Genomic DNA, 15,817 nt, shown 5'->3' on the forward strand with positions numbered 1-15,817 from the left:
CGCCGGTTGCAACCGGCAAGGTCTTGCGCGAAATCAGCGGCTCAACGCCCTCTTCTGTCGAGCCAATAAGCTCTCGCTCAGAGCGACATCTACACGTCTTTTCGCGACCACCTCTCTGGTGCTCAAGTCTTCAGATCAGGCATAACACACACCTCAATTTCGGGAGGTCCTAATGAATATCCCTGACAACATTTCCCCTCAAGAGTGGCAAGTACGCTGTGAGCTGGCAGCGCTGTACCGGATGGTTGCGCACTTTCGCATGACCGATCTGATCGACACGCACATCAGCTTGCGCGTGCCCGGCCCTGAGCATCATTTTCTGATCAACCGCTACGGCGTAATGTTCCAGCACATGCGCGCCAGCGATCTGGTAAAGATCGATCATGCAGGTAAAGTCGTCGATCCTGTGTATAAAGATCACGAAGTCAACGAAGCGGGTTTTGTCATTCACTCAGCCATTCACATGGCCCGTGAAGACATGAACTGCGTGATTCACACGCACACGGCAGCGGGTATTGCGGTGTCTGCGCAGGATCACGGTTTACTGCCGATCTCACAGCATGCGTTGAAGTTTTACGGCAAGTTGGCGTACCACGATTACGAAGGCGTCGCCCTGTGCCTGGACGAACGTGAGCGGCTGGTTAATGACCTCGGCACGCACCGCGCGATGATTCTGCGCAACCACGGCCTGCTCGCCGGTGGCCAGAATGTGGCGCAAGCTTTTTATGAAATTCACTTTCTGGAGCGAGCATGCCAGGCGCAGATTCAAGCACTGGCCGGCGGCAGCAAGTTGCGCTATCCGTCAGAGCAGGTGTGCAAGCTCACCGCCAGCCAGTTCACCGATGACGATGACGGCATGCGCATGATCCAAATGGCTTGGGAGGCAGCACTGCGTTTGATCGAAGATCAACGCGAGGACTACTGCTCATGACGCGCATTGTTTTACTCAGTCAGGACAGTGACCTGAGCGAGTTGCGCAGGGTGATGCAACTTAAAGCACCGGACATCAGCGTCCATCTGCCCGGCGAAGCCGATGCCCATCTGGCCGACGTAGCAGTGTGCTGGAATCCGCCGCAGGGCAGCCTCGGCGCACTGAAAAATCTGCGTCTGGTGCACTCGCTTGCGGCGGGCGTCGACCATTTGCGTACCGACAACAGTTGCCCTGATGTTCCGGTATGCCGGGTAGTTGACCCCGACCTGCGACGCGGCATGGCGGAATACGTGCTGTGGGGCGTGCTCCATCATCATCGACACTTCGACCAGATGCTCGCGAATCAAGCGCAGGGCCGCTGGCGCGAGCCGGTGCAGCGCCCAGCCTCCTCATGGACAATCGGCGTCATGGGGTTGGGCGATCTGGGCGCTCATGTAGCGGAGTTGCTCGCCAGCCTGAGCTTCAATGTGCGCGGCTGGGCCCGTTCGTCAAAGACCATAGCCAACCTCAGCACTTGGGCTGGCCCTGAACAGTTCGGCGATTTTTTGAATGGCGTAGATTGCCTCATCTGCCTGATGCCATTGACCGATGAAACCCACGGAATCCTCAACGCCAGCACCTTCTCCCAACTCAACTCCGGCGCGGTGGTGATCAACTGCGGGCGCGGCGGTCATGTGGTGATGGATGATTTGCTGCAAGCATTAGCCAGCGACACACTCAGCGCTGCCCTGCTCGATGTATTCGAGCATGAACCATTGGCCGCCGATGATCCGTTATGGCAAACACCTGGCCTCACCATCACGCCGCACATTGCATCGTCAGCCACCCATGAGTGCATCGCTGAGCAGGTAATCGCCAATGTGAGCCGCCTGAACAACAACTTGGCATTGCATAATCAGGTCAATACGCGCGCCGGGTACTAGGCCTGCGACGGCATCATCTGAGTAATGCGCTTTGCCAGACAGTGACACCGCTGAGTTGCGCACGGCTTAAACGAAAAACCCGCCAGCAGGCGGGTTTCTCAGTTCAGCGAACGCTTACAGGTAGAACGATTTCAGCGGCGGGAAGCCGTTGAATTCCACTGCGCTGTAGCTGGTGGTGTAAGCACCGGTCGAGAGCCAATACAGGCGGTCGCCGCTGGCCAAATTGAGCGGCAGGCCGTACTTGTAGTTCTCGTACATGATGTCGGCGCTGTCGCAGGTTGGACCGGCGATCACCACTTCTTCCATCTCGCCCTTCTTCTCGGTCCAGATCGGGAATTTGATCGCCTCATCCATGGTTTCAATCAGGCCCGAGAACTTGCCGACGTCGGTGAATACCCAACGCTCAACGGCGGTACGCGACTTACGCGAAACCAGTACCACTTCGCTGACCAGAATACCGGCGTTGGAGATCAACGAACGGCCCGGCTCAAGAATGATTTCCGGCAGGTCATCACCGAAGTCATCCTTGAGGAAACGGATGATTTCTTCAGCGTAGGTTTCCAGGCTGTTGGTGCGCTGGATGTAGTTAGCCGGGAAGCCGCCGCCCATGTTGATCATGCGCAGCACGATGCCGTCTTCTTCTTTAAGACGCTCGAAGATCACCTTGACCTTGGCAATTGCCGCATCCCAGACGTCAATGTCGCGCTGCTGCGAACCCACGTGGAACGACACACCATACGGATCGAGGCCGAGCTGCTTGGCCAGAATCAACAGGTCGAGCGCCATGTCTGTCTGGCAACCGAATTTGCGCGACAACGGCCAGTCTGCCGAGGTCGAGCCCTCGGTCAAAATGCGCACATAAATTTTCGAGCCGGGCGCTGCCTTGGCGATGTTGCGCAGATCCGCCTCGGAGTCGGTGGAAAACATGCGCACGCCCTTCTCGTAGAAGTAGCGGATGTCCTTGGCTTTCTTGATGGTGTTGCCGTAACTGATACGATCCGGGCTAACGCCGCAGCCCATGACCTTGTCCAGCTCATAGATCGAGGCGATGTCGAAGCTCGAGCCTTTGTCTTTCAGCAGCTCGATAATTTCCACTGCCGGGTTGGCCTTGACCGCGTAGTAAATCTTGGCGAAATCAAAACCCGCTTTCAGATCATCGTAAGCCTTGCTGATGATTTGAGTATCAATCACCACAAACGGAGTTTCGTGCTGGTCAGCAAACTCTTTCATCTTCTGAAAGGTGGCACGTGGGTAGTAATCTTCAACGTTGATCGACATGCGTGGACTCCATCTTGGCTAAACCGGGACTCATTAAATTCGATTGACCGAACCTTTGAGGGTTCAATAAATCGGCGGGGCCGGCTGCTTATTCAATAAACGCAAACGCCTGACGTGAGAGCGATGCGCTGTTTATCCAAGCAGCCAAATTGGTTCATGAGCGGACTACCACACAAACCCAAAATGGGTTCATGGGCGTAGCGAGCGCAGGCCAGACAAGGGGGAATCGGCTGAGAGCGCGGAATTTACATAAGTAAATGAGCACCTCGAAGTCGATTCCAACGCAGTATGGTCAAGCGCAGTAGCCTACAAACCAAAAATTGGTTCATGGCCACTGCCTCACACAAACCCAAATTGGTTCATGGGCGTAGCGAGCGTAGGCCAGACAAGGCGGAATCGGCTTTGAGCGCGGAATTTACATAAGTAAATGAGCACTTCGAAGTCGATTCCAACGCAGTATGGCCAAGCGCAGTAGCCTACAAACCAAAAAATTGGTTCATGGGCGTAGCGAGCGAGGGCCAGACAAGGCGGAATCGGCTGAGAGCGCGGAATTTACATTAAGTAAATGAGCACTTCGAAGTCGATTCCAACGCAGTATGGCCAAGCGCAGTAGCCTATGGACCAATTTTGAACGTCTGATCAGTCTCCCCACTTTGGTCGCCTACTTCCCAAGGCATTTCGCCGAGAATCACCGCTCGCCCTGTTTTTAGGTTAGAGCAAAATCTATGACCTCTCGTCGTCTGTACTTGAGCCGGATGGATCGTTGCCAGCATGGACGTTCGGGGCGGAACTTTAGGGCTATGCGCCACGCAGATCAATCATAAATAAGGCCTTTTTTGACCCTATTTGACGCATTGCTGGTTGAACGTTTTAGATTCAAAACAAAACGTGTTTTATGCTGCACGAATCAGGCTTTTCGACGAAATATCGCCTTGCGCGATGACAACTGGATGACGGTGTTTTCATCGGTTTGCGCGTTACTCGAAACCTCGGCTTTCTACCCCGCCAGGCTACTGATCGGCGATTCCCCAAAAGCGGCTGCTTTTCACGTTATAATTGGCGGTTTTACGGGCCGGCCGTAGTCCGCCCGCCCGCAACCGCATTCAGTCAGGCAAGTACCCATGACCACTCAGGCCGCCGAAGTCGCGAAACGTCGCACGTTCGCCATTATTTCTCACCCCGACGCCGGTAAAACCACGATTACCGAAAAACTGCTGTTGATGGGTAAAGCCATCTCCGTTGCGGGGACCGTTAAATCGCGCAAATCCGACCGCCATGCGACATCCGACTGGATGGAAATGGAGAAGCAGCGTGGTATCTCTATTACCACGTCGGTCATGCAGTTCCCGTATCGCGAACACATGATCAACCTGCTCGACACCCCGGGCCACGAAGACTTCTCGGAAGACACCTACCGCACACTTACTGCGGTGGACAGTGCGCTGATGGTGCTCGACGGCGGTAAAGGGGTTGAGCCGCGCACGATTGCCCTGATGGACGTGTGCCGTTTGCGCGACACGCCGATTGTCAGCTTCGTCAACAAACTCGACCGCGACATTCGTGACCCGATCGAATTGCTCGACGAGATTGAAGCGGTTCTGAAGATCAAGGCGGCGCCGATTACCTGGCCGATTGGTTGCTACCGTGACTTCAAGGGTGTTTACCACCTCAGCGAAGACTACATCATCGTTTACACCGCCGGTCACGGCCACGAGCGCACCGAAACCAAGATCATCAAGAATCTGGATTCCGATGAAGCGCGTGCCCATCTCGGCGACGAGTACGAGCGTTTTGTCGAGCAACTCGAGTTGGTGCAAGGCGCTTGCCACGAGTTTGACCAGCAAGAGTTTTTGTCTGGCCAGTTAACACCCGTGTTCTTCGGTACTGCATTGGGCAACTTTGGTGTCGACCATGTACTCGACGCAGTTGTGGACTGGGCGCCAAGGCCGCTGCCACGCGCTGCACATGAGCGGGTAATTGAGCCGACCGAAGAAAAATTCAGCGGCTTCGTGTTCAAGATTCAGGCGAACATGGACCCCAAGCACCGCGACCGTATCGCTTTCATGCGTATTTGCTCGGGCAAGTATGAGAAAGGCATGAAGATGCGCCATGCGCGCCTCGGTAAAGATGTGCGCGTGCCGGATGCGCTGACGTTCTTCTCCTCCGAACGTGAGCAGCTTGAAGAAGCCTACGCCGGCGACATTATTGGTTTGCACAACCACGGCACAATTCAGATCGGCGATACCTTCACCGAAGGCGAGAGCATCGGCTTTACCGGTATCCCGCACTTCGCGCCGGAAATGTTCCGCCGTGTGCGCCTTAAAGACCCGCTCAAGTCCAAGCAGTTGCGCCAGGGTTTGCAGGAGTTGGCCGAAGAAGGCGCAACTCAGGTGTTCTTCCCGGAGCGCAGCAACGACATCATTCTCGGCGCCGTTGGTGTGCTGCAGTTCGACGTGGTCGCCAGCCGCCTCAAGGGCGAATACAAGGTTGAATGCGCATACGAGCCAATCACCGTCTGGTCGGCGCGTTGGATCGAATGCGACGACAAGAAGAAGCTCGAAGACTTCAAGAACAAGGCCATGGAAAACCTCGCCATCGACGGCGGCGGCCACCTGACCTACCTGGCGCCGACACGGGTCAACTTGTCGCTCATGGAAGAACGCTGGCCGGACATCAAATTCCGCGCCACCCGCGAACACCATTAATCCCCGATGCACCCCGGGTGGCGGCACCAGCCGCCACCCGCACCCGCCGCATTAACGCATCACCAAACACCCCACCCACCCACGGCACACCCGAACACCGAACCCGGACACCGAACACCGGACGCCCGGAGGATGGATAGCGTGCGCAGCAACGCAATCCGTCATGACAATTCCCACAACACCACAAAACCCGCGTGAACCCGCACCACCGTCATGTCGGAAGCCGCGACGCGGATTCCAACCTCCATAAAAAACCAACACCGAACACCCGGGGATGGATAGCGTGCGAAGCACCGCAATCCGTCATGACAATCCCCGAAACGCCACCAACCCCGCGTGAACCCGCACCACCGTCATGTCGGAAGCCGCGACGCGGATTCCAACCTCCATAAAAACCAAATCCCAAAAATCGGAGGATGGATAGCGTGCGAAGCATCGCAATCCGTCATAACAATTCCCGAAACGCCACCAAACCTGCGTGAACCCGAACCACCGCCATGTCGGAAGCCGCGATGCGGATTCCAACCTCCACGACAACCAAATCCAAAAAACCGGAGGATGGATAGCGTGCGCAGCACCGCAATCCGTCATAACAATTCCCGAAACACCACCAAACCCGCGTGAACCCGCACCACCGTCATGTCGGAAGCCGCGATGCGGATTCCAACCTCCGTCTGGCGGTATAAAAATATGCGTTACGCTTCGACCGGTTTGGCGAATATGATCACGATCACGCCGATCATCACGGCAACGGCAAATAACGCGGCACGGCCTTTGTGGCCGTTTTGCCAGGCGGTGTATGCGGCCTGCAAAGATTGCAGGGCGTAATAGGCGACGAACACTTTCGAGGCGTAGGTGATGATCTCGAAGATATTGGCAAACCAAGTAATGGCAATGGCAACCAAGGCCGTCACAACATTACCGACGCGCACCGACACGTGCTTTTTCGAGGCTTCGCTGAGCAAGCCGCCGGCACCATTCATGTCCGCGACCGCGGCTGACAACTGCGACGACAAGGCCGTCAATATCAACAACGGCGCAACCAAAACGCCAATCGGTTTGAGTGTGTCGATAATCGCTGTTTCACTGCCCTGCTTGGGCAAGCCACCGCTGAACTGGCTGGTGATCAGCAGCAGGAACAACAGGTAGATCGCTGTAGCAATCCACTGTGCCCAATGCATGCTGCGCACGCGAACCTTGGCGCTGTATTTGGAGCCCAGATAGCGCGAGGTTTCGAAGCCCTGCACCAGAATCACCAGCCCCAGCAAAACACTAAAAGATTCCCAACCCTGATCGTGACGCTTCACCGCCCAGACCAACTCAGAAGACTGCCACGCCTCAAAGTTGACGTACGCCAGCAGCACCAGCAAACCACCAATCAGAGTGAGTTTCAGCGACACAACCCACACCTCAAGGCGCTCCAAACCGCTAAGCCCGCCAAACGCGCCCAGCACGCCGATAAGGGCAATTACCACGGTGCTGACGGTGCGAATCCAAAACGGATCCAATATCTCGCCCAAACGCAGACCGAAGGCGGCAAACAAGTTGAGGTAATAGGCGACCGAAACGAAGTAGGCCAACGCCAGCGCCAAATCAGACAAGCGCTCGAGGCCAAGCTGGAAGTTGCCTGGCTGATCGGCAAGGCGCGGTTCGAGGTAGACGATGTTGTAGCGTATCGCTGCGCCGAACCAGTAGGCCATCCCGCAGAGCGCAAGCATCGCCAACCACGCCCAGATACCGACCGCATGCGCGAGTATCGGCCCGGCCACCAGAAAGCCCGAACCAATGATCGACGCCAGCGGCGTGACCGTCGCCCGCCACATCGGCAATCGGGTCAGCCTTGGGTTAAACAGAACTACGCCGAGCAATAATGTAGCTACGATCAAAACAACACTGGTTGTTTGCATACGCCCTCGGCGATGACATGGATTGATGGTCGCACGCCTGTTATGACTGTTGGCAAGCTCTGGCGCGGGCTTGCGGCATTTGCTTTAAGGTAATTTGGTGAAATTTATGGCAAGATGTTACAGCATATTCCAATCAATATTGCCCTCCCGTCAGCCCTTCGCAAAAAGTGGTTCGGACAGCTAATGCCCAGCAGTAAAGAAACACTCGCAGCAAAACCCACCGCTTCACAGCGCTTTCGCGCACGCCGTCGATTCCTGCGGGTATTCCGCCAACGTGCAGCCTTTTGGGTCGGTGCATTGCTGGTCGGCTTGGTCGCGCTGGCGTTCGCATGGCTCGCCGATGAGGCGCATGAATACTTTGAGCTGATGCTCGAACACAGTAGTTACTGGCCTTGGCTGGTGACGCCGTTGGGCTTTGCCGCGCTAGCGTGGGCAACACAGGGCTGGTTCAGCAACGCCAAGGGCAGTGGTATACCGCAGGTCATCGCGACGCTGGAGCGCCCGTCCAGTCGCTTTCGCAATCAGGTTCTGTCGCTGCCGATTGCTGCGGTAAAAATGGTGCTATCGGTACTCGGCCTGCTGGTTGGCGCCTCGATTGGCCGTGAAGGGCCAACTGTGCACGTCGGTGCAGCCTTGATGTACACCTTCGGCAGACGCCTGGGCTTGCATGCACGCAGTGCTGGTTCGGGCTTGATTATCGCCGGGGGCGCAGCGGGTATCGCCGCCGCATTCAATACGCCACTGGCGGGCGTGGTATTTGCCATCGAAGAGCTCAGCCACCGCTTCGAGCAAAGTCTCAACGGCCTGGTGCTGACTGCCGTACTGATCGGCGGCATGGTCACGCTGGGGCTCATGGGCCATTACAGCTACTTCGGCGAACTCAGTGCCGAACTGCCGTTAAATCGCGACTGGCTGGCCGTGTTGGCCTGCGGCGTGCTGGGTGGTTTGGTTGGCGGCGCTTACTGCCGTCTGGTATTGCCTGCCAAACGCGGGCCGCTGGCATTGATGGCCGATTGGCGCAGCAAGCATCCGGTTATTTTTGCCGGTATTTGCGGCTTGATCATGGCCTTGCTGGGGCTGATTTCAGGGCAGCATATTTTCGGCACCGGCTATGCCGAAACCAAGGCCATCCTCGAAGGCCAGCCGGTCACCGACCCAAGCTTCATGCTGTGGAAATTCATCGCCAACGTGGTGTCTTATCTGGCCGGGATCCCCGGTGGTTTGTTCTCGCCATCCTTGGCCGTAGGCGCCAGCTTCGCACCGTGGCTGACCGATCTGTTGCCGGGCATCAGCCTGCAGGCGGCGGGTTTGCTCGGCATGGCCGCCTACCTCGCCGGGGTTACGCGCACGCCGCTGACCGCCACGGTCATTACCATCGAGCTGTCGCACAGCCAGGACATGGCTTTGCCAATTCTGGCCGCGAGCCTGCTGGCCAGCGCGATATCAGGACGTATTTCGCCGGTACCGCTGTACCGCGCTCTGGCCGAACAAGTGCTCAGTGTCGACCGCGAAGCAACTACGCGCAAACGGCAGAAACGCGAAAGCGAGCGCCTGAAAAAAGCCCAGGAAGCCGAACAGCAATCTGCGCCGCAAACACCTGCACCTTGAGCACTCATGCGCCGCGCCTGTTAGGCTAAAACGACTCTGGCCAATTGTGAACGGCGCATGCGCTTGATCGACACCCACACGCACATCGACTTCCCCGATTTCGACGCTGATCGCGCCGCTGTATTGGCACGCAGCCGCGAACTGGGCGTCGAGCGTATCGTCGTGCTGGGCGTGCATCAGGCCAACTGGCAGCGTGTGTGGCAGTTGGTCGAAAGTGACAGCTCGCTATTCGCCGCCTTCGGCCTGCACCCGATTTATCTGGCTGAGCATCAAGAGCAGCACTTGGCCGAATTACGCGCATGGCTGCAACGCCTGCACGGGCATGCGCAATTGTGCGCGGTGGGTGAAATTGGCCTCGACTACTTCGTCGAGGATCTGGACCGGCAGGCACAGCAACACTGGTTCGAGGCGCAACTGGAACTTGCCGTCGAGTTCAATCTGCCCGCATTGATTCACGTGCGCCGCTCACACGCGGCGACTATCGCCACGCTCAAACGCATCACCCCGAAGCGTGGCGGGATCATTCATGCGTTTGCCGGCAGCTATGAAGAAGCTCGCGAATATATCAAGCTGGGCTTCAAGCTCGGCCTCGGCGGCGCCCCAACCTGGCCGCAGGCATTGCGCATGCACCGGGTATTGCCGAAACTGCCGCTGGAGTCGATTGTGCTCGAAACCGACTCGCCCGATATGCCGCCCGCGATGTACCCCAATCAGCGCAACAGCCCGGAGCACTTAGCCGATATCTGTCAGGCACTGGCCAGTCGACTGGGTATTTCAGCCGAACAACTGGCAGCCGCGAGCAGCGCCAATGCCGAGCAATTATTCGGCTGGTCCCACGAGCCTTCTACGACGTAGGCGCGACTGCCAGTTCCTGAGTTTCCGGACGTTTAAGCAGCGCATAAACGACTCCGGTAAGTACGCTGCCCGCGGCGATGGCGAACAGATACAGCCCCGCATGATTGATCGCGTTAGGGATCAGCAGCACGAACAAGCCGCCATGTGGCGCCATCAGTTTGCAGCCGAAATACATCGACAGCGCGCCGGTTAATGCCCCGCCGGCAATACTGGCGGGAATCACCCGGAATGGGTCTTTCGCGGCGAAGGGAATCGCGCCTTCGGAAATAAAGCACAGCCCCAACACGCCCGCCGCCTTGCCGGCCTCGCGCTCGGTTTGGGCAAAGCGTTTACGCGCCAGCATGCTGGCGATAGCCATGCCAATCGGCGGCACCATACCGGCGGCCATGGTGGCGGCCATCGGTGCATAACTCTGCGAGGCCAGCAGCCCGACCGAGAATGCGTATGCGGCTTTGTTGATCGGCCCGCCGAGATCCACACACATCATCCCGCCGAGCAACACCCCGAGCAGAATCGCGTTGGTGCTGCCCATGCTGTCGAGGAAGGTAGTCAAGCCGGCGAGCATGCCTGCCACCGGCTTGCCGACGACATAAATCATCACCAGCCCGGTGAATAAACTCGCCAGCAGCGGGATCAGCAGAATCGGTTTCAGCGACTCGATGCTCGACGGCAATTTCAGCCAGCGGTTCAAGCCGCGCGCGACATAACCGGCAATGAAGCCTGCTGCGATACCGCCCAGAAACCCCGCGCCCAATGAGCTGGCCAACATGCCACCAATCATGCCCGGCGCAAGGCCCGGCCGGTCGGCAATAGAATAGGCGATGTAACCGGCAAGCATCGGCACCATGAGCTTGAAGGCGCTCTCGCCGCCAATCTGCATAAGCGCAGCGGCAAATGAGCCCTCCTCTTTGAACGCCTCGATGCCAAACACGAATGACAACGCGATCAGCAGGCCGCCCGCCACCACCATCGGCAGCATGTACGACACGCCCGTGAGCAAGTGTTTGTAAGGCCCGGTTTTGCTTGCAGCGCCTGATGCAGCATTACCAGCTGCCTGTTCAGAACTGGCAGCTGCCGCCATCGGCAGCGCCTCGGCCAGCGCGCGCTCAAGGGTCTGACGTGGTTGTTTGAGTGCAACTCCAGTGCCGCAACGGAAGATTTTCTTACCGGCAAAGCGCTCGGTATCGACCTCGATATCGGTTGCCAGCAACACCGCATCGGCTTGCGCGATGTCATCTTCGCTGAGCAGATTCTTCGCCCCGACCGAACCCCGTGTTTCCACCTTGAGCTGATAGCCCAGTTGCTCAGCCGCTTGTTGCAGCGCCTCGGCGGCCATAAAGGTATGCGCAACACCGGTCGGGCATGCTGTCACCGCCACCATCCGCACTCCGTCAGCCACCTTCACGACCGCTTGAGGTTCTGCAACAACCTCAAGGATTTGTGCATTGGCTTCGGCGTCACGCAAGAATTTTTGCGGGTCTTCAAGGGCGTGAGACGGCGTCGATTGCACCACCCGCTTGCCGACAAAACGCTGCAGCGGCAACTCGCCGGTTTTAACCACAACCACCAGATCCGCCTCGGCAATTGCCTGCTCGGTCAGCGGTGAACCAATGGCTTTGGGGTCGTGTACTTCAACCTGAGTGGTCCAGCCGATTTTCTGCGCAGCGGCTTCAAGCAGGCGCGAGCATAAAACGCTGGTGACCATGCCATTCGGGCAGGCTGTAACAATCAGCAAATTCATAAAAGGTAGAGCCTCTTGTTATTCGTTAGGCAGCGGCGTGACACGCACACCCGCCTCGATTCGGGCCAGTTGCTCGCGGTCCTGAATGCCAAAGCCCAACTGGGTGACGGCTTGCGCAGCCACCGCAGTGGCCAGGCCCAGGCAACGCTCTGGCGGCCAACCGCTCAACAACCCGTGAACCGTTGCGCCGAGCAGCGAGTCACCCGCGCCCACGGTACTCAATACCGCAACCGCTGGCGGCTGCGCATGCAGCGCAATATTTTCAGCGAACCAGCACACGCCATCCGCACCGAGCGACAGCAACACATTCTCGACGCCGCGTGCATGCACAGCCCTGGCCGCCGCTTGCAAATCGGCCAGCGCCTGCGAGTCAACCGTGCACGCCTCAGCCAGCTCGTGTTCGTTGGGCTTTACCAGCCACAGCGGCTGCTTCAAGCCTTCACGCAGGGCTGCGCCACTGGTATCGAGCGCTACCCGCAGTCCCTGATTGATAAGGCTTTGCAGCAACTGAGCGAACCACTCGACACTGATGCCGGGGGCTAGACTGCCGGCCACGATTACCGCGTCATGCTCACGAGCGATTTGCTCAAGCGACGCCAGTAACTGCTGCTGTTGCGCAGGCCCGACGGTAATGCCGGGGCCATTGAGATCGGTGACGCGTCCACTTTGCTCGGCCAGCTTGATGTTGCTGCGCGTCTCGCCGGGCACGCGGATAAAGGCATCTGTGAAACCGCGTGCAGCAAACAGTGCCTCGAACGGCTGGGCATTGGCCTCCCCGAGAAAGCCACTCACCGTTACGCTGTGCCCCAGATCAGCCAGCACCTGAGCCACATTCAGGCCTTTACCGGCGGCGTGGGTGTTCAATCCCTTGCTGCGATTAACGCTGCCCGGCACCAGGGTTTCGAGGCTTACAGTCACGTCGAGCGCAGGATTGAGGGTGATGGTGAGTATTCGCGCCATCAGTTCGACTCCTCGACCAGTGCGCGCACGCTCGCGGCGCTGTCCTGAACCAGCGCCTGTTGCGCCAATTGCTGGCTGTGCCGCCAGTCGAGCTCACGCACCCGCGCCTTGACCATTGCCACCGAACGCGCAGAAACACTCAACTCATCCACACCGAGGCCGACCAGCAGCGGCACCGCCAGCATGTCACTGGCCAGCTCGCCGCATACGCCCACCCACTTGCCGTGCGCGTGCGCCGCAACCACGGTCTGGCTGATCAGGCTCAGCACCGCCGGATGCAAGCCATCCGCCTGCGCCGACAATGTCGGGTGATCACGGTCGATGGCTAAGGTGTATTGGGTCAGGTCATTGGTGCCGACGCTGAAAAAGTCCACCTCGCGGGCCAGAATCGGCGCGAGCAAGGCAGCGCTTGGCACCTCGATCATGATGCCCAGCTGCAAGTTCGTGACCGGGATTTCTGCGCGCACCCGCAAGGCGATATCGCGTGCGGCGCGCCACTCTTCGACGCTGCCCACCATCGGAAACATGACCCGCAGCGGGCGATCATCTGCCGAGGCAAATAGCGCCCGCAGCTGAGTTTCGAGAATGTCCGGGCGCTGCAGACTCAGACGAATTCCGCGCACACCCAGGAACGGATTGGTTTCAGCCGGCATCGGCCAATAAGCCAGCGGTTTGTCTCCGCCCACATCCAGCGTGCGCACCACCAGCGGCAAACCATTCAGCGTGTCCAGAACCCGCCGGTACTCACGTTCCTGCGTGGCTTGGTCTGGCGCCTTGGCGTGATCCATGAACACCAGTTCGGTGCGCAGCAAGCCGATGCCTTCTGCCCCCAACTCAACGGCCATATCGGTTTCGCTGCTGGCGCCAATATTCGCAGCCACTTCCAGCGCATGGCCGTCACGGGTAACGGCGGGCTTGTAGCGTTCGGCGTGCGCCTGCTGCTGGCGTTGCTGGCTGATTTCGCGCTCGCGCAGCGCCTGCTGCAAAGTCTGCTCGTCTGGCGAGACGCGCACTGAACCGTGGTCGCCGTCGAGCAGTAACGGAGTGCGCTGCGCCAACGCCAGCACCTGCTCACCGGCGCCCACCACGGCGGGAATGCCAAGCGCACGGGCGATAATTGCACTGTGCGCAGTAGCGCCGCCCCGCGCGGTGAGAATGCCGGCGACGCGCTGGCGATTGAGATTGGCGACATCCGAGGGCGCCACTTCTTCCATCACCAACACATAAGGTTCGTCCGGCTCGGCCAGCGGTTTAACACCGCACAAGCTGGCCAACACGCGCCGGCCAATATCGCGCAAGTCGGCCGCGCGTTCGGCGAGCAGCATGTCATGCAGCGCCTCCTGCTGCTTGGCCGCCGCGTCGATTTCGGCACTCCAGGCGGCTTCGGCACTGGCGCCGTCGGCGAGGCGCGCTTGAATATCATCATGCAGCGCCGGGTCGCTGAGCATGGCCTGATGCATGCTGAGGATGTCTCGCACGCTGGCTTCCTCACAGGAATCCACCACTGTTTGAATGTCGGCGCTCACCGCCTTTAACGCCGCCTGCAGGCGCTCACGCTCATGCGCCTCGCCCTGCCCTTGCGCCGGATAATCCAGAGCCTGCGGCACACGCACCAACGCGGGCCCAATCGCAATGCCCGGCGATGCGGCCACAGCGCGCAAACGCGAACCGGCAGCGGGCGCTTCAACCACATAAGCACGCTCGGATGCCAGCGCCTGCTCAACGGTTGCCTGTACCGCCGGCTCGGTGAATACCGGCAGCGGCTCGACCGTCTCGCCCAGCCCTTGCTCGACAGCGGTTTGCAGCGCTGCCAGCGCATCGGCGGCGATGCCCGGCTCGGCGCTGAACTCCAACACCTGCCCACGGCGCGCGCCCAACGCCAGCAACTTGCTCAAACTCTTGGCGGAAACACCCAGACCCGGCTCTTCGGCCAAACGCACGCGAATGTCACCGTCGAACTGCTGGGCAATCTCGCTCAGCACCTTGGCCGGCCGCGCATGTAAGCCGTGCGAGTTGGCCAAGGTGATGGACACACGCTGCCAGTCCGGCGGCACTTCGCCGCCCAGCGCCTCCAGCACTGTGCGCCTCGACTCAGCCCCACTCAGGGTATCTCCGCGCCCCTCAATCAGCAGATCACACAAGCGCTCCAGCAATTGGCGATGCGCCTCGCCCAAACTGGCCAGACAGAACAATCCCTTAACCGGTTTGCCGTCACGCTCAAGGCGTTGATCCGGCGTGACAAACGACAAACCCGGCAATTGCACAGCCTGTTCATTGTTCAGCCACCACAAGCCATCGCCCAGCGGCAACGGCTCGGTTTCCATCAAGCGAGGAATAAATGCAGAATCGACGCAGCCGGACTTTTTCAGCAGCCGGGCGCCCTGCCAAACCAGTTCGTCGAAGTCTTCGGCGGGTACATTGAGCCGGATCAACTGGCTGTCCAGCGCCAACTCCTGCGGCGCACCTTGCAACAAGGCGACGATGGTTTCAGCTTCGGTGGCTTGATGCAGGGCCTGGCTCAGATCGCCATCACCCAGCGCCCGTGTGAGTAATTGCAGCAACCGTAAATGCTCGTCGGAGCGCGCCGCGATGGCAATTGCCAAGTACACCTGTTGGCCATCACCCCAATCCACGCCCTGCGGGAAGTGCATAAGGCGCACGCCGGTCTCAAGCACCTGATCACGGGTGTCGGGTGTGCCGTGTGGAATGGCGATGCCCTGACCGAGATAAGTCGAGCCTTGCGCTTCGCGCGCCTGCATGCCGTTCAGATAGCCGGGACGAACCAGCCCGTCGTCGCTCAACGTCTGCGCCAACAGGGCCAGCGCTTCCAGTTTATTCGCGGCGCTGCGGCCCATCTGGATCTGTGCGGTATTCAATTCAAGCATTACAGGGCTCCTCGGGGAACGGGC

10 protein-coding genes are annotated in these 15,817 nt (G+C 59.0%); 5 read left to right on the forward strand and 5 right to left on the reverse strand.

Annotated features, from left to right (window positions below; translation table 11 throughout):
* Window positions 1-172: 172 nt before the first annotated feature.
* Entirely contained in the window at window positions 173-931 is a 759-nt protein-coding gene (locus PMYSY11_RS18320; RefSeq protein WP_150547656.1) for a class II aldolase/adducin family protein, read from the forward strand.
* A complete protein-coding gene (locus PMYSY11_RS18325) occupies window positions 928-1,854 on the forward strand; it encodes a 2-hydroxyacid dehydrogenase (protein ID WP_150547657.1) in 927 nt (308 codons plus the stop codon). Before PMYSY11_RS18320 ends, PMYSY11_RS18325 begins: the two co-directional genes overlap by 4 nt.
* A gap of 114 nt (window positions 1,855-1,968) precedes the next feature.
* Here the strand turns inward: PMYSY11_RS18325 and PMYSY11_RS18330 are convergent, their stop codons facing one another.
* Window positions 1,969-3,132: a type III PLP-dependent enzyme gene (locus PMYSY11_RS18330; RefSeq protein ID WP_069898074.1), complete on the reverse strand. Its 1,164-nt coding sequence runs from the start codon at window positions 3,130-3,132 to the stop codon at window positions 1,969-1,971.
* 1,121 nt (window positions 3,133-4,253) lie between these two features.
* Here PMYSY11_RS18330 and PMYSY11_RS18335 point away from each other — a divergent pair.
* Window positions 4,254-5,837, forward strand: a complete 1,584-nt coding sequence (locus PMYSY11_RS18335; protein ID WP_069898075.1) for a peptide chain release factor 3 — start codon at window positions 4,254-4,256, stop codon at window positions 5,835-5,837.
* Window positions 5,838-6,532: 695 nt separating this feature from the next.
* Here PMYSY11_RS18335 and PMYSY11_RS18340 read toward each other — a convergent pair.
* Window positions 6,533-7,744, reverse strand: coding sequence for a hypothetical protein (locus PMYSY11_RS18340; RefSeq protein ID WP_150547658.1), 1,212 nt, complete (start codon window positions 7,742-7,744; stop codon window positions 6,533-6,535).
* A 183-nt stretch (window positions 7,745-7,927) separates the two neighbouring features.
* Here PMYSY11_RS18340 and PMYSY11_RS18345 point away from each other — a divergent pair, with 183 nt between their 5' ends.
* Together PMYSY11_RS18345 and PMYSY11_RS18350 are read left to right on the forward strand one after the other, a co-directional pair.
* Window positions 7,928-9,352, forward strand: a complete 1,425-nt coding sequence (locus tag PMYSY11_RS18345; RefSeq protein ID WP_069898077.1) for a chloride channel protein — start codon at window positions 7,928-7,930, stop codon at window positions 9,350-9,352.
* A gap of 57 nt (window positions 9,353-9,409) precedes the next feature.
* A complete protein-coding gene (locus PMYSY11_RS18350; protein ID WP_150547659.1) occupies window positions 9,410-10,207 on the forward strand; it encodes a TatD family hydrolase in 798 nt (265 codons plus the stop codon).
* Here PMYSY11_RS18350 and PMYSY11_RS18355 read toward each other — a convergent pair.
* The 3 genes from PMYSY11_RS18355 to ptsP are packed head-to-tail and all read right to left on the reverse strand — an operon-like array spanning window position 10,197 to window position 15,793.
* Window positions 10,197-11,948, reverse strand: coding sequence for a PTS fructose-like transporter subunit IIB (locus PMYSY11_RS18355; protein ID WP_150547660.1), 1,752 nt, complete (start codon window positions 11,946-11,948; stop codon window positions 10,197-10,199). The two genes, PMYSY11_RS18350 and PMYSY11_RS18355, sit on opposite strands and share 11 nt — an antisense overlap.
* A gap of 18 nt (window positions 11,949-11,966) precedes the next feature.
* Window positions 11,967-12,908: a 1-phosphofructokinase gene (gene pfkB, locus PMYSY11_RS18360; protein WP_150547661.1), complete on the reverse strand. Its 942-nt coding sequence runs from the start codon at window positions 12,906-12,908 to the stop codon at window positions 11,967-11,969.
* Window positions 12,908-15,793 (reverse strand): phosphoenolpyruvate--protein phosphotransferase, encoded by a 2,886-nt coding sequence (ptsP, locus tag PMYSY11_RS18365; RefSeq protein WP_150547662.1) that lies wholly within the window; start codon window positions 15,791-15,793, stop codon window positions 12,908-12,910. The genes pfkB and ptsP overlap by 1 nt, the downstream gene beginning before the upstream one ends.
* Window positions 15,794-15,817 lie beyond the last annotated feature (24 nt).

The organism is Pseudomonas marincola (genome assembly GCF_900682675.2).
GTDB classification, from domain to species: Bacteria; Pseudomonadota; Gammaproteobacteria; order Pseudomonadales; family Pseudomonadaceae; genus Aquipseudomonas; species Aquipseudomonas marincola.